Source organism: Methyloversatilis sp., assembly GCF_030696805.1.
Lineage (GTDB): Bacteria > Pseudomonadota > Gammaproteobacteria > Burkholderiales > Rhodocyclaceae > Methyloversatilis.
Genome location: NZ_JAUYRO010000037.1, coordinates 95,097 through 113,839, shown reverse-complemented (window position 1 = coordinate 113,839; position 18,743 = coordinate 95,097). Strand labels below are relative to the sequence as shown.

The window sequence follows — 18,743 nt, the reverse complement described above, 5'->3', positions numbered from 1 at the left end:
TGTATGCCCTTGCGGCAGGCAGGAGGAAAGCCTTGATATTCGAAGCCGGACGCATTTTCGAACTGGTCGGCTGGCCGGCGGTGCTGCTGATCGCGTGGCTGGCGGGCGAACTGGCGCATCGCGGTCTGGCCGTGCCACGGGTGTGCGCCTACTCGCTGGCCGGCATCGTCAGCAGCGCGCTCAATACCGTTCAGGCTGATGCGCAAACCACTGCCGCCCTGTCCTTCCTGGCGAATTTCGCGCTCGGCCTGTTCCTGTTCGAGCTCGGTCACCGCATCAATCTGCGCTGGCTGGTCAATAACCCGTGGCTGCTGATCAGCGGCATCGCGGAATCGCTGCTGACCTTCTTTGTGGTGCGCGGCATCGCACTCGCCATGGGTCAGCCGGACGATATCGCCATGGTTCTGGGCGCGCTGTCGGTCGCGACGTCGCCGGCCGCGCTGGTGCGGGTGGTGAATGACCTGCGCTGCTCCGGTCAGGTGACCGAGCGCGCACTGCATCTTTGCGCGATCAACTGCCTGCTTTCGGTGCTGCTGATGAAGGGCGCCATCGGCTACTGGCAACTGCTGGCGTCGGGCAGCCTGGTCAATGCCCTGTGGAACAGTGCGGCCATCCTCGCGGTGTCGGTCGGCTGCGGCATCCTGATCGGCATTCCGCTGCCCTGGCTGCTGCGCCGGCTGCGCGCCGACGAACGCGGTGTGACGACGGTGTTCGCGCTGGCCGTCATGCTGGTGACCTTGCTGACCCAGGGCGTCAATGTATCGCCGCTGCTCGCCGCACTGACGCTGGGCGTGCTGATGCGCCGCCGCAAGCTCCTGCTGACGCCGGCGCAGCGCAATTTCGGTGTGCTGGGCGACCTGCTGACGGTGTTCCTCTTTGTGTTCGTTGCCGGCATGGCGACCTGGCCCACCACCGCAGCCGCGCTGGCGCTGGCGGTGCTGATGTCCGCCGGGCGCATTGCCGCCAAGGTGGCGGCGACCGCTGCGTTCGCCCATATCAGCGGCACCAGCACGCGCAAGGGGGCGCTGACCGGATTCGCGCTGGCGCCGCTGTCGACCTTCGCGCTGCTGCTGCTCGAATACAGTCGCAGCGCCGGCTTCGGTCTTGCCGATGGTGCGTTGTCGGCGATTGCCGGCATGGTGATCGTGATGGAATTCGTCGGCCCGCTGTTCGCCCAGTGGGCGTTGATGCTGGCCGGCGAAACGCAGCATGAGGAGCGCGCCTGATGCCACTCGAAACCTTCCACGCCTCGTCGGCGCTCAGCATGGGCGTCGAACTGGAGCTGCAGCTGGTCGGCGAACACGATCGCGACCTTGCCTCGGCAGCCACCGATCTGCTCGAACTGGCGCAGCGCACCCGCTTCCCGGGCGACATCAAGCCGGAAATGACCGACTGCATGATCGAAGTGGCAACCGACATCCATGATCATCACGCCGGCCTGCTGAAGCAGCTCGAAGCGATGCGCGACGTGCTGCTTGCCGCGTCGTCGCGACTGAATGTGTCGCTGTGCGGTGGCGGCACACACCCGTTCCAGCACTGGACCGAGCGGCGCATCTTTTCGACGCCGCGCTTCCAGCACCTGTCGGGGCTGTATGGCTATCTGGCGAAACAATTCACCGTGTTCGGCCAGCATGTCCATATCGGCATGCCCGACGCCGACAGCGCGCTGCGTGTGCTGCACGCGTTGAACCGATATGTGCCGCACTTCATCGCGCTGTCGGCGTCGTCGCCGTTTTCGCAGGGCAGCGACACGCTGTTCGATTCGGCCCGCCTCAATTCGGTGTTTGCCTTCCCGCTCAGCGGCCGCGCGCCCTTCGTGCTCGACTGGGCACGCTTCGAGCGCGACTATTTCTCGAAGATGGAAGACACCGGAATCGTGCGCAGCATGAAGGACTTCTACTGGGATATCCGGCCCAAGCCGGAATACGGCACGATCGAGCTGCGCGTGTGCGACACGCCGCTGACCGTGGAGCGCGCCGCCGCGATCGCGGTCTATCTGCAGGCGCTGTGCTGCAGCATCCTGGCCGGCGACGAACCCGATCCAATGGAGGACGACTACCTCGTGTATACCTACAACCGCTTCCAGGCCTGCCGCTTCGGGCTGGATGGATTGATCGTGCATCCGCGCAGCCACGCTGCACTGCCGCTGCGGGAGGACATTGCGCTCACGCTGGAACGCCTTGCCCCGGAGGCCGACGCACTCGGCAGTGGCGCAGCGCTTGAATCGCTGCGCCGCATGGTCAAGGGTTGCGGCAACGACGCCACCCGCCTGCGCGCGGTCCATGCCCGATCGCGCAACCTGCTGGCCGTGGTCGACGACGCCGTCTCGGCCTTCGCGCAATGAGCGCGGCCGACCTTCTGCTGTGGCTGATCGCCGGCCTGCTCGTGCTGGTCGGGCTGGCCGGCGTCATATTGCCCGCCCTGCCCGGCATTCCGCTGGTGTTCGGCGGCCTGCTGATGGTGGCCTGGCTGGACGATTTCCAGCGCATCGGCGGTGTGACGCTGGCGGTGCTCGGCGCACTCGCCGTGCTGGCCTGGCTGATCGACTTCGCGGCAAGCGTGATCGGCGCCCAGCGGGTCGGCGCCAGTCCGCTTGCACTGGTCGGCGCAGCCATCGGCACCGTGGTCGGGCTGTTCGGCGGATTGATCGGTCTGCTGTTCGCGCCGCTGGCGGGCGCAGCGATCGGCGAATTCATCGCCCGCCGCGATGCGCTTCAGGCGGCGCGCGTCGGGCTGGCGACCTGGCTGGGCATGCTGCTGGCCGCAGTCGCCAAGGTTGCCATCGCCTTCATGATGCTGGGCATTGCGCTGGCCGCCTGGCTGTTCTGACGGCCCGGCGTCGGCGGATGCGGACGGATCACTGCAGCCCGTCGCCAGCAGGAGCACTGCTTCCGTTGGTATAGATTTCCTGCAGCGATCGGCCGGGCGTCGCCGAAGGACGGGCCGGGTCGGTCGGCGATCCTGCGTCAGACGATCCGCCGGCGGGCCCACCCGCTCCGGATCCGCCTGCCGCCACATTCGCTGCCGCGCCGCTGCTGGGCATCGGCACGAACAACCAGTCGGCATGGCGGCGCTCACCGGGCTTGCCGCGCGCCACCGGCGTAGCACTCAGCGCGGTCGGCGGCGCGGCGGCACCCGCTGCCGGTGCGGCATTTTTCAGCGAGCTGGCGACCTTGTCGCCCGTGGCATCGACCCAGGCCGGCAACACGGTGATGCGGGCCGGCTGTTCCGACTTGCTGTACACAGCGCGGATCTGCCCGCCGCTGAGGACCAGGCCCCAGTCCTGACTGCGCGTCATCGGATCGAAATAGAGCTTGCGCAGATGGCGCAGCGGCGTTGGCTGGCGCTTGTCTTCCAGCAGATCCTGCAGGGTGGCCGGATAGCGCTTGGGCTCCGCAGGCGAGGCGTCGAAGTAGCGCTGCAGCGCACGCGAAAACTCGCCACCGATGAACAGCAGTTCGCGCTCGCGTTCGGTCTGCGCCAGCGTGCTCCACATCAGCGCACTGCCGGCGCTGGCGATACCGAGGGCGGCAACGGCAAACAGCAGCAGCAGGTAGGAAAACCCCCGCTGCGGCGTCGACCGGCGCACGCAGGAACTCATCGGCTCACAGCTCGGAAAAGGCCGTGCCGTCGCGCGACGTGCCTTCGGCACCGCTCTTCAGATCGGCCACACCGCTGTCGGTCGCCGTGTCACGCGGCGGCACGACGATCCAGGTGTCGGCGCTGTCGGTCACCGGATCGAACGGCAGCTTGCGCAGGTACTGGCGTTCGACCAGTTCCTGCAGGCTTTGCGGATACGCACCGCGATCGCCGCGGAACTTGTCGATCGCGTCGCGCGTGACCGCCAGCGTCTGCTTCAGCGTCGCTTCGCGCGAGCGGTCGAGATGTTCGAAGTAGCGCGGCGCGGCCAGCGTCAGCAGCACCGCGATGATGGCCATGACGACCAGCAGTTCGATCAGCGTGAAGCCGCGTATAAACAAGGACTTGCGCATTACCAGTTCCGGTAGGCGATGCCGTTCAGGCCAGTGCGGCCGGACAGCGAATGGACATCGAACACGTCGGCACCCGGCGTCGGCTCGTCCGGCGGGCTGGCATAGCTGCGCAGCCCCCAGGTCTGTTCCGCCGGCGTGCTCTTGTCGGCGTGGAAAGGGTCGCGCGGCAGGCGGCGCAGGAAGTAGATCTTGACGTCGTTCGGCTGCTTGACGTCCTTCACGCCGTTGACCAGCACATCGAGGCTGGGCGGGTAGCCGCTGGCGCCGACCTTCTTCTCGATCCGGCCTTCATCCCAGGCCTTGCGGTAGTCGTCGAGCGCCGTGCGGATCTGCCGCAGCGCGGTCCGCAGTTCGGATTCATCGGCACGCACGCGTGCCAGTTCCACCATCGGCATGGCCATGGTGGCGAGCACGCCGACGATGGCGATCACCACCATCAGCTCGATCAATGTAAAACCGCGGGAAAGACGTGAACTGCGAAGCATGGGCCGAGGTTAACACAGCCCCATCACGATGCCGTGACAGGCCCCGCACAGGCAGGGTTCAGCTCAGGTGGCTGCGCCAGGGCTGGACGCCCTCATGTTCGAGCAGCCATACATAGCGCTGGGAACGCCACTCGCGCAGCGCATTGAGGGCGATGTCGAAGTCGCCGTACGAAAGCCGGTACAGCTGCTGCAGGTCGAAAGGCGCGTCGTGTTCGAGTGCGTCGAGCAACTGGCGGAAGATTTCTGCGCTGGATTCGTTGGCTGTGGCGTGGGCTTTTTCAAACACGGCTTGCAGGTGCATGAACGCTCTCCCGGGTCGATTGAGTGAAGATGTCAAGATGGTTACAGCGCGATCTAACACGAAATTTCTGCCGCCATCTATCGCGCCGGAACCCCGTTTTTGACCCGGTTCCGGCAAAGCCTTGTCAGGCGTAGCCCTCGGGGTTGTTGTGCTGCCAGTTCCAGGCGTCGGCGCACATCTGCGCCAGGTCCCGCGCTGCAACCCAGCCCAGAAGCCGGTTTGCGAGGCCGGGTTCGGCGTAGCACTGGGCGATGTCGCCCGGTCTGCGCTCGACGATGTCGTACGGCACCGGCCGACCGCTGGCTGTTTCGAAGGCGCGCACGACATCCAGTACGCTGTAGCCGCGCCCGGTACCCAGATTCACCGTCAGCAGGCCGGGCTGCTTCTGAAGATAGTCAATGGCCCGCACATGACCTTGCGCCAGATCAAGCACGTGGATGTAGTCGCGCACACCGGTGCCGTCGGGTGTCGGCCAGTCGCCGCCGAACACGCGCAGCCGCGCCAGCTTGCCTACAGCGACCTGACTCACGTACGGCATCAGGTTGTTGGGCAGGCCGTTCGGGTCTTCGCCGATCAGGCCGGATTCATGTGCGCCAACCGGATTGAAGTAGCGCAGCAGCGCAATGCGCCACGACGGATCGGCCACGACGAGGTCGCGCAGCACGTGTTCGACCATCCACTTGGAACATCCGTAGGGGTTGGTCGGGCCGGTCGGAAAGTCCTCGCGGATCGGCACCGACGCCGGATCGCCATAAACGGTGGCCGAGGACGAAAAGGCCAGCGTCTTCACGCCCGCTTCGGTCATCACCTCGCACAGCGCGACGGTGCCGCTGACATTGTTGTCGTAGTACTCGAGCGGTTTGACGACCGACTCACCGACCGCCTTCAAGCCTGCGAAATGGATGACCGCGTCGATGGCGTGTGCCGAGAACACCGCCCGCAGCGCAGCGCGATCGCGTACATCGGCCTGCACGAACGCCTCGACCGGGCGACCGGCGATCTGTCCGACGCGCCGCAGCGACTCGTACTTGCTGTTGCACAGGTTGTCGACCACGACCACATCGTGGCCGGCCGACATGAGTTCGATACAGGTGTGCGAGCCGATGTAGCCCGCACCCCCGGTAACCAGCACGCGCGACATGGATGCTCCCGGAAAGGAAAAACTGGAACTCTGCAATGGAGTCGGAGACGACGGGCCGCGCAACGGCCGCCCGTCGGGGAAGGATCAGTGCTGGTGACCGTGCTCGCCGTGCACGTGACCGTGCGTCAGCTCTTCCGCCGAAGCCTTCCGGATCTCGGCCACAGTGCAGGAAAACACCAGCGCGGTGCCGGCCAGCGGGTGATTGCCATCGATCACGATGCGGTCATCGGTGATGTCGGTGACGGTATACAGACCTTCTTCCTCGCCATCCGGACTGACGCGCTCGAACTGCATGCCGACTTCGATGTTTTCCGGGAAGTTCGAGCGCGACTCGATCTCCACCAGTTCTTCGTCGTATTCGCCGAACGCATCTTCCGGCTGCAGCTTGACGACCACTTCGTAGCCGACAGCCTGGCCTTCGAGCGCTTCCTCGATCGGCTGGAAGATGCCGCCATAACCGCCATGCAGATAGGCGAGCGGCGCAGCACCCGAGTCGACCAGATTTCCGTCCGGATCGGTCACGCTGTATTTAAGAGTGACGACCGAGTCCTTGGTGATGAGCATTCCTGATTCCTTTCGTATGGAGTGCGCGCACGCATTCGAGGATTTCCCGTGCGTGCCCGCGCGGATTCACGCCGTATTGCGCGTAACGTATGACACCTTTCCGGTCGATGATGAAGGTCGAGCGGGTCATGCAGAAACGTGACCGGCCGTCGACCTCGCGTTCGCGCCACGCACCATAGCGCCGGCTGACCTCGGCGTCGACATCGGACAGCAGCCTGAAAGCCAGTCCGTGCTTGTCGCGGAATTCTGCGTGAGTGAACAACTCATCGCGACTGATCCCCACGATGGTGCAGTCGCAGTTGCGGAAATGTTCTTCGAGATCGCTGAATTCGATCGCCTCGGCCGTGCATCCCGGCGTATCGTCCTTGATATAGAAGTAGAGCACTGTCAGATGCCGCGCCATCTGTTCGCGCAGATCGAACAGTTCGAAATCGGCGTCCGGCAGCTCGAACAGCGGAGCGGGTTGTCCTGCATTCAGCATGCACACCTCCCAGCCGCGCACGGCGCGCATAACGGCTCCCGGATGATGCGGCGGATTCTACCAGCGCTGCCTGCCGACAAGACATGAAGGCGCTGTAAGAAATGCTGACGCTGCTCTGCACAAAAAAGGGCTTGAAGCACGGATCAAGTACGTGGCGACACGAGGGCCGATTCAGACGAAACAAACGAGAACCGTTTTATTTCATGATCTTGGGAAATAATCCTGAGTCCTGGCTCTGAATGGAACTTGGCGGCACGCTGCTTGCTTATCAACCATCGGGATCGACCGCCTGTCACCCGAGGCAATCACAGAAGTCCGGTTTCATGCAGTTGCAATTGAAAACGGCTTCAATGGTTGTGTCAGACAGTCGTTCTTGCAAAAATTTGTTTTGCGATCTGTCACTTTCTCGAAAGGCACGGAAATGAAGAAATCTTTATTGGTAGTAGCACTGGGTAGCGTGTTCGCCCTGAGTAGCGCTCAGGCGGCCAGTGTCACGTTGAGTGGTTCGTTTTTCGATGTCACCTACGATGACGCACTGACCGGTTTGTTCGGTACGCCAACGCTGGTGGACAACACGCTTTCCTGGACGCCGTCCGGCAGCCCCGGTTTTTCTGCCGCCAGCTATGGTGAAGGCATCAAGGTCACCAATTCGACGTTTGCCGTAACCGTTACCGCAAAAGACAATTACCTTATCAACGGCGCTTCCCTGTGGGAAAGCGGCGATTACTTCTACTTCGGAGATGGGTCAGGCGTCAGCGCGACGGGTCAATTGCGTGGCCGCGGCATGGACATGGCCGGATCACCGATCGCGACAACATCAATCGTGGCTGGCAGCTTCACGCCCAATGCGTTGTTTGATTTTTCCACCACCGACTGGACCGCGACAGCGCTCGTGACATTGGACGAGTCGTCGAAGTCGGCCACGTTCATTATTCAGAACATCCTGGCTGCTTACAACCCGCCCAACTCTTTCCCGACAGCTGCATTCATCGAAAAGAAAAATATTGATTTGGCAATCAGCGTAGTGCCGGAAGCGGACACCTACCTGATGATGCTGGCCGGTCTGGGCATGATCGGTCTGATGGCAAAGCGTCGCATGAGCTGATCGGCGTCAGCCGTTCAACAAGAAAGCACCTTCGGGTGCTTTTTTGTTGTCCAGGTGATCCCGGAAAGTTCGCTGCAATGCAGCACTGTCAGAAACTTCGACGCCTGGATGCATGACCTAAGTCGTAGGGCACAGACAGTCACAAAGTGCTGAAACCATCCGAATTTAAAATAAAGTCTATTTTATTCATGGCCTTGAAATAAAATTCGCTTCAAAACAAATCCTTTCCGGGTACCTTCGCCTCGATTTTGACGTGTAACAAATCTCGACATTTCGTTTTCCGCAGTGCAAAGCGCTTGCAGGGCGATCGGTAACTGTATAAAAATACAGTCAACGAACATCCCCGTACCCCATCATGGTCTCAAGCGTCCTGACAGCCCGCCAGCAACAGATCCTGCAACTGATACGCGATGCCGTCAGCGAACGTGGCAGCCCGCCCACCCGGGCGGAAATCGCGCAGGCATTCGGCTTCCGTTCCCCCAATGCCGCAGAAAGCCATCTGCGGGCACTGGCGCGCAAGGGTGTCATCAGTCTGGACGAAGGTCGTGCACGCGGCATCCGGCTGACCGAATCTCCCGGCATCCCGCTGATCGGCCGGGTGGCGGCAGGCAGCCCGATACTGGCCGATGCCCATGTGCAGGGTCGTTACCAGCTTGATCCGGCGATGTTTTCACCGCGCGCCGACTACCTGTTGCGCGTGCGCGGCCAGAGCATGCGCGACGCCGGCATCCTCGATGGAGACCTGCTCGCCATCCACGCCACGAATGAAGCGGTGAATGGCCAGATCATCGTCGCCCGCCTGAGCGAAGAAGTGACCGTGAAGCGTTTGAAACGGCTCGGCTCACGCGTCGAACTGCTGCCCGAAAATCCGGAGTTCCAGCCCATCGTGATCGATACGCAGCGCGATCCGCTGGTGATCGAGGGCGTAGTGGTCGGCCTGATCCGCAACGGCAGTCCGGTCTGACGCATGACCCCGCAAGCGCAGAGCCTTTTCCGGCATCCGTCACTCTGGCGGGCCGGCGACGTGTCACCGGTCGTGCCGAACGGTATCCCGACCGGTCACGCCACGCTGGATGCCGCCCTGCCCGGCCAGGGCTGGCCGATCGGCGAAATGACCGAATTGCTGACCGATTGCAGCGGCCAGGGCGAACTGTCGCTGTTGATGCCTTTACTGGCCGGAGCCGAAGCGGGTGGCGACTGGCGTATCTGGGTAGCGCCGCCCCATCGGCCCGGCGTGTCTGCGCTGACGGCGGCCGGCGTACGGACCCGGCAACTGATCGTGGTCCGGGCAGACACGGTGGGCGAGCGGGTGTGGGCAATCCGCCAGGCACTGCGTTCAGGCGTCTGTTCGGTTGTCGTCGGCTGGCTCGACCGCGTCGACAATGCATTGCTGCGACGGCTGCAACTGGCGGTACGCGAAGCGGCGATCCCGCTGATCCTGTTCCGTCCGTTGCAGCAGGCACAGCAGGCCTCGCCCGCAGCGCTGCGGCTGCAGCTTTCGGCCCGTGCAGCCGGCGTGCTGCGCATCGACATCCTGAAGCGGCGGGGCGCCCCGGCGAACCAGCCGCTCTACCTGCAGGGCACACGTTTCAATGCGCCATCGGCCACGGTAGCGACGCGCTGCGCCGCCCCGCCCGCGCTGGCGCTGATCGCATGAAGCCCTTGCCGCAAATGAACGTCGACAAATCATGCGCTGGTTGGCACTCGTCTTTCCCGACTGGCCCATGCAGGCCCTGTTCCGCAACCCTTCACATACCCGTCCGCTGGCTGTGGCGTACCGGCAGCGCGTGTGCGCGCTGGACGCGACGGCACTGGCACAGGGCGTGCGCACCGGACAGGGTGTGGCCGACGCACTGGCAATAGCCCCGGACCTGCTCGTACGGCCGAAATCTCCCGAGGCCGAACACTCTGCACTGCGTGAAGCCGCCGGCTGCGCGCTGCGCTACACGCCGCGGGTGGTACTGGAAAGCGATGGCCTGCTGCTCGACATCGCCGGCAGCACGCGACTGTTCGGCGGGCTGGATGCCCTGCTCCGCCATCTGCGCAGCGATCTGGCTGCGGCCGGTTTCCAGGCGCTGAGCGCCTGCGCACCCACCCCACGCGCGGCACGCTGGCTGGCGCGCGCCACGCCCGGTCAATGCGTGGCAGACGACGATCACGCTCTGGCCGAAGCACTGGCCGCCTTGCCGCTGCGTGCGATGGAAGCCGATACATCCCTGCTCGCCCTGCTTGCCGACAGCGGCCTGCGTACCGTGGGGGAGGTGATGAAACTGCCGCGCGACGCCCTGGCGCGACGCGACGCTGCCGGACTGCGTCGCCTGCTCGACCAGGCACTCGGCCAGCGACCTGACCCGCGGCCGTATTTCGATGCGCCCCCGCAGATCGACAGCCGGCTCGAACTGCCGGTACCGCGACACGACAGCGATGTGCTGCTGTTCGCAGCCAACCGGCTGTTCAACGCCTGCTGCACGCAACTGGCCGCCGTGCATGCCGGCATCGAAAGCTGCCGGCTCGAGCTGGAACACGAACACCATCCGCCCACCGTACTGACGCTGACGCTGGGCACGCCATCGCGCGACGCCCGTCGCATGGCGCTGCTGACGCGCGAACATCTGGCGCGGCTCGCCTTGCCCGAAGCCGTTGGCGCGCTGCGCCTGAAGGCTGCGCACTGGATCGAACTGGCCGGACGCAGCGAAGACCTGTTCGGCCCGCAGGCACCCTCGCCCGCCCGGCGGCAGGAAGCCGGCAGGCTGCTGATCGAGCATCTGCGCGCCCGGCTCGGGCCGGACAGGGTGTACGCGCTGTCCGCCTGCGCCGACCACCGGCCAGAAAGATCGCAGCAGCAGGTCGAACCCGGTCCGGGCACGACCGCCGCTGTGCAGGGCGGCAGGCGCCCGCTCTGGCTGCTGCCCGAACCCCGATTGCTGCAGACCATCCGCAACCAACCCTGGCGCGCCGGCCCGCTCAAGCTGGTCAGCGGCCCCGAACGCATCGAATCCGGCTGGTGGGACAGCGACGGGGAAGCCAGTCCGGGCGACGCTCTGCGCGACTATTTCGTCGCGTTGAGCGTCGATCACGCTCAATTGTGGATCTACCGCGAACACCTGCCGCCGCACCGCTGGTATCTGCACGGGCTGTTCGCGTGAAGTAGCATCCGCCCGTTCTGACCGATATCTGCGAGTGCCCATGGACAGCCTGAAAACATTGACATCCACCTTCGCCCAGCCGGGCTGCGTGACCTGGATCGGCGTGCGGCCGGCACGATTGAAGCCGCTGCAGCCGGTCGAATCAGTACAGGTGATCGAAGCACTCGGGCTGGAAGGTGACCACTACGCCAGCCCCGGCGGCAAACGGCAGGTCACGCTGATACAGGCCGAACACCTGCCGACGGTTGCCGGCCTGCTTGGCACGGACGCGATCAGCCCGGAACACGTTCGGCGCAACATCGTGGTCAGTGGCATCAATCTTCTGGCGCTCAAGGGCCAACGTTTCCAACTGGGCGAAGCGCTGCTGGAATACACCGGCATCTGCGCCCCCTGCTCACGCATGGAAAGCAATCTGGGCCGTGGCGGCTACAACGCGATGCGCGGGCATGGCGGCATCACCGCGCGGGTGCTGCGCAGCGGTCGCGTCGGTCTGGGCGACGCAGTACTTGCCGGCGACGAACGATCCTGAAAACCCAAGCCGTCGGCGCCGCGGACATGGTTGGCGGGATGGTCGACAAGGCGCGACGACACGGCAGGATGGCTCCTGCAAGAACGAGCAACGCAGTCGGCGCCTGCACACGGACCTCGATGTTTGATCCGCAGGATGAAGCTCCGGAGAACGACAACCGTAGCGACGGCCAAGGCTCTCAAGAATATGGCAAGCGGTCAGCCAAGGTTTTCAGGATGAATGCGTCCGGCAGTCTGCCGCACAGGCCATAATTCGCTCAACACAACAGGGAGAAGCCGGATGGACAGACGACGCATGCTCACGCGCTTGCTGGTGGCAGGCAGCGCCGCACCGCTGGCACTGGACGCGCTGGTGCGAGAGGCACTGGCCCGCGACGACCGCCCCGGACTGCGCGGTTTCCGCGGCAACGTGACGATCAACGGCGTGCCGGCGAAATTCGGCATGCCGGTGCATCCGGGCGACACGGTGCGCACCGGTGCAGGGTCGGAAGCGATCTATGTGATAGGCCGCGACGCATTCATGCAACGCGGCGACTCGCATGTCGCATTCGGCAGCGGCGTTGCGGCAGACCTGATGCGCGTCATCACCGGCCGCCTTCTGTCTGTGTTCGACCGTGGCCAGCGGCGCATCGCCACACCGGCTGCCACGATAGGCATCCGGGGTACCGGCTGCTACATCGAAGCTGCCGAGGAACAGACCTATTTCTGTCTGTGCTACGGCGAAGCCGTCATCGCGCGCAACGGTGATCCAGGCCAGACCGAAACCCTCCAGACCCGCCATCACGACAAGCCGATGTGGCTGCGCGACAAACCGGGCGGCGGCATGATGTCGGCCGCTGGACTGATCAACCACACGGACGCGGAGCTGACGCTGCTCGAAGGATTGGTCGGCCGCAAGCCGCCCTTCGTCGGTGTCGGCTGGCCACCGGGCGGAGGGTACTGAGCACCGGAGCACGGCACCGGCCTCAGGCCGGTGGCGCCACCTTCATCACTTCGCCCAGTGTGGTCACACCCTGGGCAATCTTCAGCGCACCGGACACCCGCAGCGGGTACATGCCTTCGCGATAAGCCTGTTCGCGCAGCGCGGCCATGTCGGCGCTGGCCGAAATCAGATTCTTGATTTCCGGCGACATCAGCAGGATTTCGTAGATGCCGATGCGGCCCGAGTAGCCGGTCATGCGGCATTCCAGGCAACCGACCGACTGCATGAAACGATCCGGGCGGCTCGCCTTCCACGGCGACACCAGTTCGTTCCAGGCTTGCGGATCGGTTTCCTGCGGCGTGGCCGGCTTGCGGCAGTGCGGACACAGCGTGCGTACCAGCCGCTGCGCCATCACGCCGAGCACGGTGGCGTTCAGCAGATAGCTGGGTACGCCCAGATCCATCAGGCGGGTAATCGCCGACGGCGCATCGTTGGTGTGCAGCGTCGACAGCACGAGGTGACCGGTCAGCGCTGCCTGGATGGCCATTTCGGCGGTTTCCAGGTCGCGTATCTCGCCCACCATGATGATGTCCGGGTCCTGCCGCATCAGCGACCGGATGCCGGCCGAGAAGGTCACGCCGATGTCGGCCGATACCTGCACCTGATTGAACGAAGGCTCGATCATTTCGATCGGATCCTCGAGCGTGCACACATTGACTTCGGGCGTGGCGAGGTTCTTCAGTGTCGAGTACAGCGTGGTGGTCTTGCCCGAGCCGGTCGGGCCGGTCACCAGCACGATGCCGTTCGGCTGCGTCGTCATGTTCTTCCAGCGCCGCGCGTCCTCGTCGGAAAAGCCCAGGTCGCGGAAATCGCGCACCAGTACTTCCGGGTCGAACACCCGCATCACCAGCTTTTCGCCGAAGGCGGTCGGCAGCGTGGACAGGCGCAGCTCGATTTCCTGGCCGTCGGGTGCGCGCGTCTTGATGCGGCCGTCCTGCGGCCGGCGTTTCTCGACCACGTCCATGCGTCCCAATATCTTTATGCGCGAGGTCATCGCGCCCAGTACCGGCATCGGAATCTGGTAAACCTGATGCAGCACGCCGTCGATGCGAAAGCGCACGACGCCGAAGTCGCGCCGCGGCTCGATGTGGATGTCGCTGGCGCGCTGCTCGAAAGCGTATTGCCACAGCCAGTCGACGATGGTGACGATGTGCTGGTCATTGGCATCGAGCGGCCGGTTGCTGCGGCCCAGTTCGACCAGCTGTTCGAAGTTTGACGCGCCGACACCGCTGACGTCACCCCGCTTGGCCGCGCCCTTGACCGACTTGGCCAGACTGTAGAACTCGACCACGTAACGGGCAATGTCGTCCGGGTTGGCAATGACGCGGCGGATCGGCCGGCGCAGTATCGGCGCCAGTTCCTTTTCCCACTCGTTCATGAAGGGCTCGGCGGTCGCGATCACCACCTCGCGCGCCGATGCCTGGACCGGCAGGATGCGAAAACGATTGGCGTAGGCGCTTGACACCACCTCGGTCACGGCTGCGAAATCAACCTTCAGCGGGTCGATGTGGTAGTACTCGTGACCACTCCAACCAGCCATCCATTCAGTCAGTGCATCCAGATTGAGCGGGCGGTGCGGCGGATGCAGCGAGCGCCATTTCTGCTGTGCCAGCACGACGAGCGGATGCTCTCCGCCGCGCCAGTAGCGGCGGTCGTGCATAAAGGTACGCGCCACCGCATCGCCCAGCAGGCCATCGCCCACCATGGCGTCGACGAGCTCCTGCAGGGTCAGTTTGTGTTCGCGCTGCTCGGTGCCGGATGCGGCTGCTGTCATCGATTCCTCCTGTTGCGTCCGACTATAGCCGAGCAGCAGATCGATCCCCGGCAGGTGCAATCAAAATTTCAAGCAAAAAATTCTCGTGTTGTCGTAACATGTGCTTACAGGGTCAGACTCTGTCTGGAATCGTGCACCAGACAGCAGGAATAAAAGGCAAATAAATGCCTCTCCAGTTCGCCTGATTGGCGACGTTTTTCAGCATGCTTTTTTGTCGGCTATACCGACGGAGGCTGAAATGGATCTGTTGACCCCGTGCAATACGGTGCGCTCGTCGTGCGCGCCGTCTGATGCTTCGATTCCGAACACCGCAGACTCTACCGTCACGCATTCTCTGCCTGTCTGCATCACCAAGGCAGAAGCACCATTGCAATCGCAGGAAAAGCGTGTGCACGTCGATAACGTCGTGCCATTCGGTGCGACCCCACGCGGCCCTCGCCTGCTGTCGACACCGCTTGTCACCTCACGCTATGACGCCGACACCCGCGCGCTGTGGATGTACGCACATCCGGTCGGCCGCCCCTGCTTCACGCCTGAACTGCTGGCCGACGTCGTTGCCCAGCAGCAGGAAGTGGAACTGGCACCCGGCACGGTGGATTTCTTCCTGAATTGCTCATCCGTGCCCGGCGTCTATAACCTGGGGGGCGACCTCGACCTGTTCCGCAGGCTGGTCGAAGCAGGTGACCAGCAGGCGTTGATGCGCTACGCCCAGGCCTGCATCCGTGCCATCAACAACAATGTATCCGGTCTGCATGCCGATGCGGTGTCGATGGCGGTGATCCAGGGTGACGCGCTCGGTGGAGGTTTCGAGGCGGCGCTGTCCTGCCATGTGGTGATTGCGGAGCGCGGCAGCAAGCTGGGTTTTCCGGAAATGATGTTCAACCTGTTCCCGGGAATGGGCGCCTACAGCCTCGTGGCGCGCAAGGCCGGACCGCGGATCGCCGAAGATCTGATCCTCAACGCCCGCATCATGAGTGCCGAAGAGATGCACGCGCTCGGCCTGGTCGATCATCTGGCCGAGCCCGGCTCGGGAGAGCAGGTGGCACGCAACGTGATGCGCTCCATGAGCTCGCAGCTCAAGGGTTTCCGTGCCTTCCAGCGCGCCAAGATGCACGCCTTCATCCGCCTGACTTACCAGGAACTGGAGGATGTGGTGCGCGAATGGGTGCGTGGTGCGATGAAGCTCGACCGGCGTGACCTGCGCACGATGGAACGCTTGGTCAAGGCGCAGAACCGACTGCACGCCGGTCCGGAAATCGTCAGCGCCTGACGCTTGATCACCGGGGCACACGGGTGCCCCGGCTGTCGTCATTGACGCTGTACCGCACCGAACCGGCGAGTCGGTGACAGCGGCGTCGTCAAACTCAGTTCGCGTATTTCACCGAGCATCCATAGGCGCGGGTCACCGGCTTGGTGACCGGCTTGCCTTCCAGCACCTGATTGATGGCCAGTCGAGCCAGCGGCTCGGCGTTCGGAATGTCGGCCGGGTCGGTCGATGCAATGCTGTCGATGCCACCCATGTAGGCCAGCCTGCCGTCCGGTGCAATCACGTACATGTGCGGCGTGACCTGCGCGCCATAGGCTCGCCCGATAACGCCCTTGGGATCAAGCACGAAATGGCTCGGTGAAGCATTTCGTTCCACGGTCTGCCTGAGCGCCGTTTCGCCATTCACATGGCCCTGCTCGCCTGGCGCCGAACTCGCCACGGTCAGCCATATGGCACCCTTCGTGGTCGCATCACGCTGCAGCTTCTGCATTTCGCCGCTCTTGTACCACTTGACGACATACGGGCAGCCGTCGTTCATCCATTCCAGCACCACCGTCTTGCCGGTCAGTCCGGACAGCGTGACGGTCTTTCCGTGAGCATCCACTCCGGTGAAGGCCGGCGCCGGTTCACCGATCTTCGGCGCGGCGAGCGCCGCCGCCGCCGGCATCAATGCGACCGCCGCGGACAGTAAGAGGCGGGATGTGCGGGGACGGAAAAGCATGGTCATTCCTCCTTGAAGGGATCAGGAACCGATCCGGTCGAGCACGATCTGCTCGGTCAGGATCTGTGGAAGTACCGTCGGCGGTGCGCCATCCGGCGGGAAGTAAACATAGAGCGGCACGCCATCGCGGCCGTGCTGGCGCAGAAAATCGGTGATCAGCGGGTCGCTTCTCGTCCAGTCACCTTTCATGTAGGTGATGCCGCGCGTCGCGAAAGCCTGCTGTACGCCGGTCGTCGACAACGCCACCTTTTCATTCACCAGGCAGGTGACGCACCAGGCCGCAGTCATGTTGATGAATACCGGCCTGCCGGCTGCGCGCAGTTCGCTCAGGCGCGCTGGCGCGTAAGCTTCGACCCCGGCCGATGCGGCGCCGGACGACGGCTCGCTGCCGGCGGGCTCGGGCGCGCGGGCGATGCCGACGGCGGCAACCAGTGCCACCACCAATGCGCCGGTACGCCACGCGCCAGCGCTTGACGCCCCTCCCTGCGCAACCCCCAGCAACCATCCCGCAAGCGCCAGCAACAACAGCACGACCAGTGCCATCAGCACACCGTCCGCGCCGGACTGCTGGCTCAGCACCCATACCAGCCAAGCGGCCGCGGCATACATCGGGAAGGCCAGCGCCTGCTTCAGGCGGTCCATCCACGGACCGGGTCGAGGCATGCGGCGCGCCAGACCCGGCACGAATGCGAGCAGTGCATACGGCAGTGCCAGCCCGACGCCCATGGCAACGAATACCGCGACCGTCTGTACCGCGGGCGCCGCGAGCGCAAACGCCAGCGCACCGCCCATGAAGGGCGCGGTGCACGGTGTGGCGACGACGACCGCCAGTGCGCCGGTGAAAAAACTGCCGGCCAGACCCGGTCGCGATGTCAGCGCGTCCCCGGCGGACGCGAACCCGCTGCCGAAACCGAACACGCCGGACAGATTCAGCCCGATGACGAACAACAGTGCCGCCATGGCGGTCACGAACACCGGTGACTGGAACTGGAAGCCCCAACCCGCCTGCAGCCCCGCTGCGCGCAGCGCGAGCAATCCGCCGGCCAGCAGCACGAAAGTCAGCACGACGCCAGCGCAGTAGGCAAGCGACTGCGCACGCACCGTGCGCTGCGCATGGCCGCCCAGGCGGGCGAACGACAGCGCCTTGATCGCCAGCACCGGGAACACGCAGGGCATCAGGTTGAGCAGAAGGCCGCCTGCCAGCGCGAACAGCACGGCCCACGCGAGGCCGAAGCCATCGGACGCTGTGCCAGGCGCAAGCGCAGCCTGCGCAGGCAATGGCGCGTCGCCGGCCGCCAGCAACACGGCAGAAGCGCGCTCGGTGGCCGTTCCAGGTGTAGCCACCCAGAGCGCCTGCGCAACGCCGTCGCGGTCGCGCACGTGCAGCACGCCGGACAGCGAACGCGCCGGGTCGAATGCCGCGCCCGGCTTGAACGCGATCGATGCGCGGCCGTCGGCAAGCGTCAGCGTCTGCGCTGCGCCATGTTCGACCTGGCCCCAGTCTGCAGGCAGGAAGTCAGCCTCGACGATCGCATCGGCGCCCGGTCCGCTCAGCGAGAGCACGCCATCCGCGCCGACCGCCGCCTGCAAGCCGCCCTGCACGGGTAATGCGTCGCGTGCCGTATCGAACAGCAGGGCCTCGGCGCTGCGGGTCGACTCACCCGCTGGCAGCGTCAACCTGAACACGCCCTCTTCCGGAATGCAGATGTCCTTGCACACCAGCCAGCCGGCTTTCGCAGTCAGCGTCTGCGGACCTTCGAGGCCGGCCGGCAGTGTCACGCTGAAGGGCAGCAGCACTTCACCTTCGTGAATGAAAGTGGTCACCGGACCGTCAACATGGCGCTTCGGCACCGGCCAGCGAAGATCGGTCACAGTGCTGCCGGCTGGCGCAAACAGCTCGATGCGCGGCGGCTGTCCGGCGTCGCCCGGGTTCATCCAGTAGATGTGCCAGCCTTCGGCCAGACGCAGATACAGGCCAAGATCGACCGTATCGCCGGCGCGCGCGGCATCCTGAACCGACACCATCGTAACGCTGGCGCGCGGGCTGACGACGGTCCCGCCTTCCAGCGCCGATGCAGGCGAGTGGACGAGCACGGCGAAGAAAAGGACCAGACGGATGAAGGTTGTACTCATGACCAGACAAGGGATCGTTTTCCGACGCTTCGGTTCCTGAACCAGTGCCCGGCCAAGGGTAAAAGCGCTCACCGCCGGAAAAAGGCATGCATCCCGTAGCGGTGAGGTTTGCGTGAGGACTCG

20 protein-coding genes are annotated in these 18,743 nt (G+C 64.5%); 10 read left to right on the top strand and 10 right to left on the bottom strand.

Features of this window, described 5'->3' with window-relative positions; all coding sequences use genetic code 11:
• Positions 1-32 precede the first annotated feature (32 nt).
• Genes Q8R75_RS05770 through Q8R75_RS05760 form a run of 3 tightly spaced genes read left to right on the top strand, consistent with a single transcriptional unit; the run spans position 33 to position 2,829 of the window.
• A complete protein-coding gene (locus Q8R75_RS05770) occupies positions 33-1,226 on the top strand; it encodes a cation:proton antiporter (protein ID WP_305615468.1) in 1,194 nt (397 codons plus the stop codon).
• Positions 1,226-2,344, top strand: coding sequence for a YbdK family carboxylate-amine ligase (locus Q8R75_RS05765; protein ID WP_305615466.1), 1,119 nt, complete (start codon positions 1,226-1,228; stop codon positions 2,342-2,344). The genes Q8R75_RS05770 and Q8R75_RS05765 overlap by 1 nt, the downstream gene beginning before the upstream one ends.
• Complete coding sequence (locus tag Q8R75_RS05760; RefSeq protein ID WP_305615465.1) at positions 2,341-2,829, top strand: DUF456 domain-containing protein; 489 nt, start codon at positions 2,341-2,343, stop codon at positions 2,827-2,829. The genes Q8R75_RS05765 and Q8R75_RS05760 overlap by 4 nt, the downstream gene beginning before the upstream one ends.
• A 28-nt stretch (positions 2,830-2,857) precedes the next feature.
• Here the strand turns inward: Q8R75_RS05760 and Q8R75_RS05755 are convergent, their stop codons facing one another.
• The 7 genes from Q8R75_RS05755 to Q8R75_RS05725 form a co-directional block, all read right to left on the bottom strand.
• A complete protein-coding gene (locus tag Q8R75_RS05755) occupies positions 2,858-3,601 on the bottom strand; it encodes a hypothetical protein (RefSeq protein ID WP_305615463.1) in 744 nt (247 codons plus the stop codon).
• 4 nt (positions 3,602-3,605) lie between these two features.
• Positions 3,606-3,992, bottom strand: coding sequence for a prepilin-type N-terminal cleavage/methylation domain-containing protein (locus Q8R75_RS05750; protein ID WP_305615461.1), 387 nt, complete (start codon positions 3,990-3,992; stop codon positions 3,606-3,608).
• On the bottom strand, positions 3,992-4,477 hold the full coding sequence (locus Q8R75_RS05745) for a type II secretion system protein (protein WP_305615455.1): 486 nt from the start codon (positions 4,475-4,477) through the stop codon (positions 3,992-3,994). The genes Q8R75_RS05750 and Q8R75_RS05745 overlap by 1 nt, the downstream gene beginning before the upstream one ends.
• A gap of 58 nt (positions 4,478-4,535) precedes the next feature.
• Positions 4,536-4,778, bottom strand: coding sequence for a hypothetical protein (locus Q8R75_RS05740; protein WP_305615453.1), 243 nt, complete (start codon positions 4,776-4,778; stop codon positions 4,536-4,538).
• Positions 4,779-4,902: 124 nt separating this feature from the next.
• Positions 4,903-5,919 (bottom strand): UDP-glucose 4-epimerase GalE, encoded by a 1,017-nt coding sequence (gene galE, locus Q8R75_RS05735; RefSeq protein ID WP_305615451.1) that lies wholly within the window; start codon positions 5,917-5,919, stop codon positions 4,903-4,905.
• A gap of 84 nt (positions 5,920-6,003) precedes the next feature.
• Positions 6,004-6,483, bottom strand: coding sequence for a peptidylprolyl isomerase (locus Q8R75_RS05730; RefSeq protein ID WP_069037435.1), 480 nt, complete (start codon positions 6,481-6,483; stop codon positions 6,004-6,006).
• Positions 6,449-6,964, bottom strand: a complete 516-nt coding sequence (locus Q8R75_RS05725) for a peroxiredoxin (RefSeq protein ID WP_305615476.1) — start codon at positions 6,962-6,964, stop codon at positions 6,449-6,451. The genes Q8R75_RS05730 and Q8R75_RS05725 overlap by 35 nt, the downstream gene beginning before the upstream one ends.
• 421 nt (positions 6,965-7,385) lie before the next feature.
• On the opposite strand from Q8R75_RS05725, the gene Q8R75_RS05720 reads away from it, so the two are divergent.
• The 6 genes from Q8R75_RS05720 (at position 7,386) to Q8R75_RS05695 (ending at position 12,686) form a co-directional block, all read left to right on the top strand.
• On the top strand, positions 7,386-8,069 hold the full coding sequence (locus tag Q8R75_RS05720) for a PEP-CTERM sorting domain-containing protein (RefSeq protein WP_305615449.1): 684 nt from the start codon (positions 7,386-7,388) through the stop codon (positions 8,067-8,069).
• Positions 8,070-8,424: 355 nt separating this feature from the next.
• A complete protein-coding gene (gene lexA / locus Q8R75_RS05715) occupies positions 8,425-9,033 on the top strand; it encodes a transcriptional repressor LexA (protein ID WP_257081702.1) in 609 nt (202 codons plus the stop codon).
• A 3-nt stretch (positions 9,034-9,036) separates the two neighbouring features.
• Complete coding sequence (gene imuA, locus Q8R75_RS05710; protein WP_305615446.1) at positions 9,037-9,726, top strand: translesion DNA synthesis-associated protein ImuA; 690 nt, start codon at positions 9,037-9,039, stop codon at positions 9,724-9,726.
• Between the two features lie 31 nt (positions 9,727-9,757).
• Entirely contained in the window at positions 9,758-11,215 is a 1,458-nt protein-coding gene (locus Q8R75_RS05705; protein ID WP_305663540.1) for a DNA polymerase Y family protein, read from the top strand.
• A 40-nt stretch (positions 11,216-11,255) separates the two neighbouring features.
• Positions 11,256-11,744 (top strand): MOSC domain-containing protein, encoded by a 489-nt coding sequence (locus tag Q8R75_RS05700; protein ID WP_305615442.1) that lies wholly within the window; start codon positions 11,256-11,258, stop codon positions 11,742-11,744.
• Positions 11,745-12,023: 279 nt separating this feature from the next.
• Complete coding sequence (locus Q8R75_RS05695) at positions 12,024-12,686, top strand: hypothetical protein (protein WP_305615440.1); 663 nt, start codon at positions 12,024-12,026, stop codon at positions 12,684-12,686.
• A gap of 22 nt (positions 12,687-12,708) precedes the next feature.
• On the opposite strand, the gene Q8R75_RS05690 is transcribed toward Q8R75_RS05695, so the two are convergent.
• Positions 12,709-14,499, bottom strand: coding sequence for a GspE/PulE family protein (locus tag Q8R75_RS05690; RefSeq protein WP_305626361.1), 1,791 nt, complete (start codon positions 14,497-14,499; stop codon positions 12,709-12,711).
• Between the two features lie 388 nt (positions 14,500-14,887).
• Between Q8R75_RS05690 and Q8R75_RS05685 the strand changes: the two genes are divergently transcribed.
• Positions 14,888-15,769 carry a crotonase/enoyl-CoA hydratase family protein gene (locus Q8R75_RS05685; protein WP_305611502.1) on the top strand — a complete coding sequence of 294 codons (882 nt, stop codon included), beginning with the start codon at positions 14,888-14,890 and terminating at the stop codon, positions 15,767-15,769.
• Positions 15,770-15,863: 94 nt separating this feature from the next.
• Here Q8R75_RS05685 and Q8R75_RS05680 read toward each other — a convergent pair whose 3' ends face one another.
• Positions 15,864-16,487, bottom strand: a complete 624-nt coding sequence (locus tag Q8R75_RS05680) for a redoxin domain-containing protein (RefSeq protein WP_305611504.1) — start codon at positions 16,485-16,487, stop codon at positions 15,864-15,866.
• A gap of 21 nt (positions 16,488-16,508) precedes the next feature.
• Complete coding sequence (locus tag Q8R75_RS05675) at positions 16,509-18,620, bottom strand: protein-disulfide reductase DsbD domain-containing protein (protein WP_305663539.1); 2,112 nt, start codon at positions 18,618-18,620, stop codon at positions 16,509-16,511.
• Between the last annotated feature and the right edge of the window lie 123 nt (positions 18,621-18,743).

Excerpts from the sequence above, each read along its gene's own strand:
- Q8R75_RS05765 (WP_305615466.1), top strand. The coding sequence starts at position 1,226 with ATGCCACTCGAAACCTTCCACGCCTCGTCGGCGCTCAGCATGGGCGTC.
- Q8R75_RS05760 (WP_305615465.1), top strand. The coding sequence starts at position 2,341 with ATGAGCGCGGCCGACCTTCTGCTGTGGCTGATCGCCGGCCTGCTCGTG.
- Q8R75_RS05755 (WP_305615463.1), bottom strand. The coding sequence starts at position 3,601 with ATGAGTTCCTGCGTGCGCCGGTCGACGCCGCAGCGGGGGTTTTCCTAC.
- Q8R75_RS05750 (WP_305615461.1), bottom strand. The coding sequence starts at position 3,992 with ATGCGCAAGTCCTTGTTTATACGCGGCTTCACGCTGATCGAACTGCTG.
- Q8R75_RS05745 (WP_305615455.1), bottom strand. The coding sequence starts at position 4,477 with ATGCTTCGCAGTTCACGTCTTTCCCGCGGTTTTACATTGATCGAGCTG.
- Q8R75_RS05740 (WP_305615453.1), bottom strand. The coding sequence starts at position 4,778 with ATGCACCTGCAAGCCGTGTTTGAAAAAGCCCACGCCACAGCCAACGAA.
- galE (WP_305615451.1), bottom strand. The coding sequence starts at position 5,919 with ATGTCGCGCGTGCTGGTTACCGGGGGTGCGGGCTACATCGGCTCGCAC.
- Q8R75_RS05730 (WP_069037435.1), bottom strand. The coding sequence starts at position 6,483 with ATGCTCATCACCAAGGACTCGGTCGTCACTCTTAAATACAGCGTGACC.
- Q8R75_RS05725 (WP_305615476.1), bottom strand. The coding sequence starts at position 6,964 with ATGCTGAATGCAGGACAACCCGCTCCGCTGTTCGAGCTGCCGGACGCC.
- Q8R75_RS05720 (WP_305615449.1), top strand. The coding sequence starts at position 7,386 with ATGAAGAAATCTTTATTGGTAGTAGCACTGGGTAGCGTGTTCGCCCTG.
- lexA (WP_257081702.1), top strand. The coding sequence starts at position 8,425 with ATGGTCTCAAGCGTCCTGACAGCCCGCCAGCAACAGATCCTGCAACTG.
- imuA (WP_305615446.1), top strand. The coding sequence starts at position 9,037 with ATGACCCCGCAAGCGCAGAGCCTTTTCCGGCATCCGTCACTCTGGCGG.
- Q8R75_RS05705 (WP_305663540.1), top strand. The coding sequence starts at position 9,758 with ATGCGCTGGTTGGCACTCGTCTTTCCCGACTGGCCCATGCAGGCCCTG.
- Q8R75_RS05700 (WP_305615442.1), top strand. The coding sequence starts at position 11,256 with ATGGACAGCCTGAAAACATTGACATCCACCTTCGCCCAGCCGGGCTGC.
- Q8R75_RS05695 (WP_305615440.1), top strand. The coding sequence starts at position 12,024 with ATGGACAGACGACGCATGCTCACGCGCTTGCTGGTGGCAGGCAGCGCC.
- Q8R75_RS05690 (WP_305626361.1), bottom strand. The coding sequence starts at position 14,499 with ATGACAGCAGCCGCATCCGGCACCGAGCAGCGCGAACACAAACTGACC.
- Q8R75_RS05680 (WP_305611504.1), bottom strand. The coding sequence starts at position 16,487 with ATGCTTTTCCGTCCCCGCACATCCCGCCTCTTACTGTCCGCGGCGGTC.
- Q8R75_RS05675 (WP_305663539.1), bottom strand. The coding sequence starts at position 18,620 with ATGAGTACAACCTTCATCCGTCTGGTCCTTTTCTTCGCCGTGCTCGTC.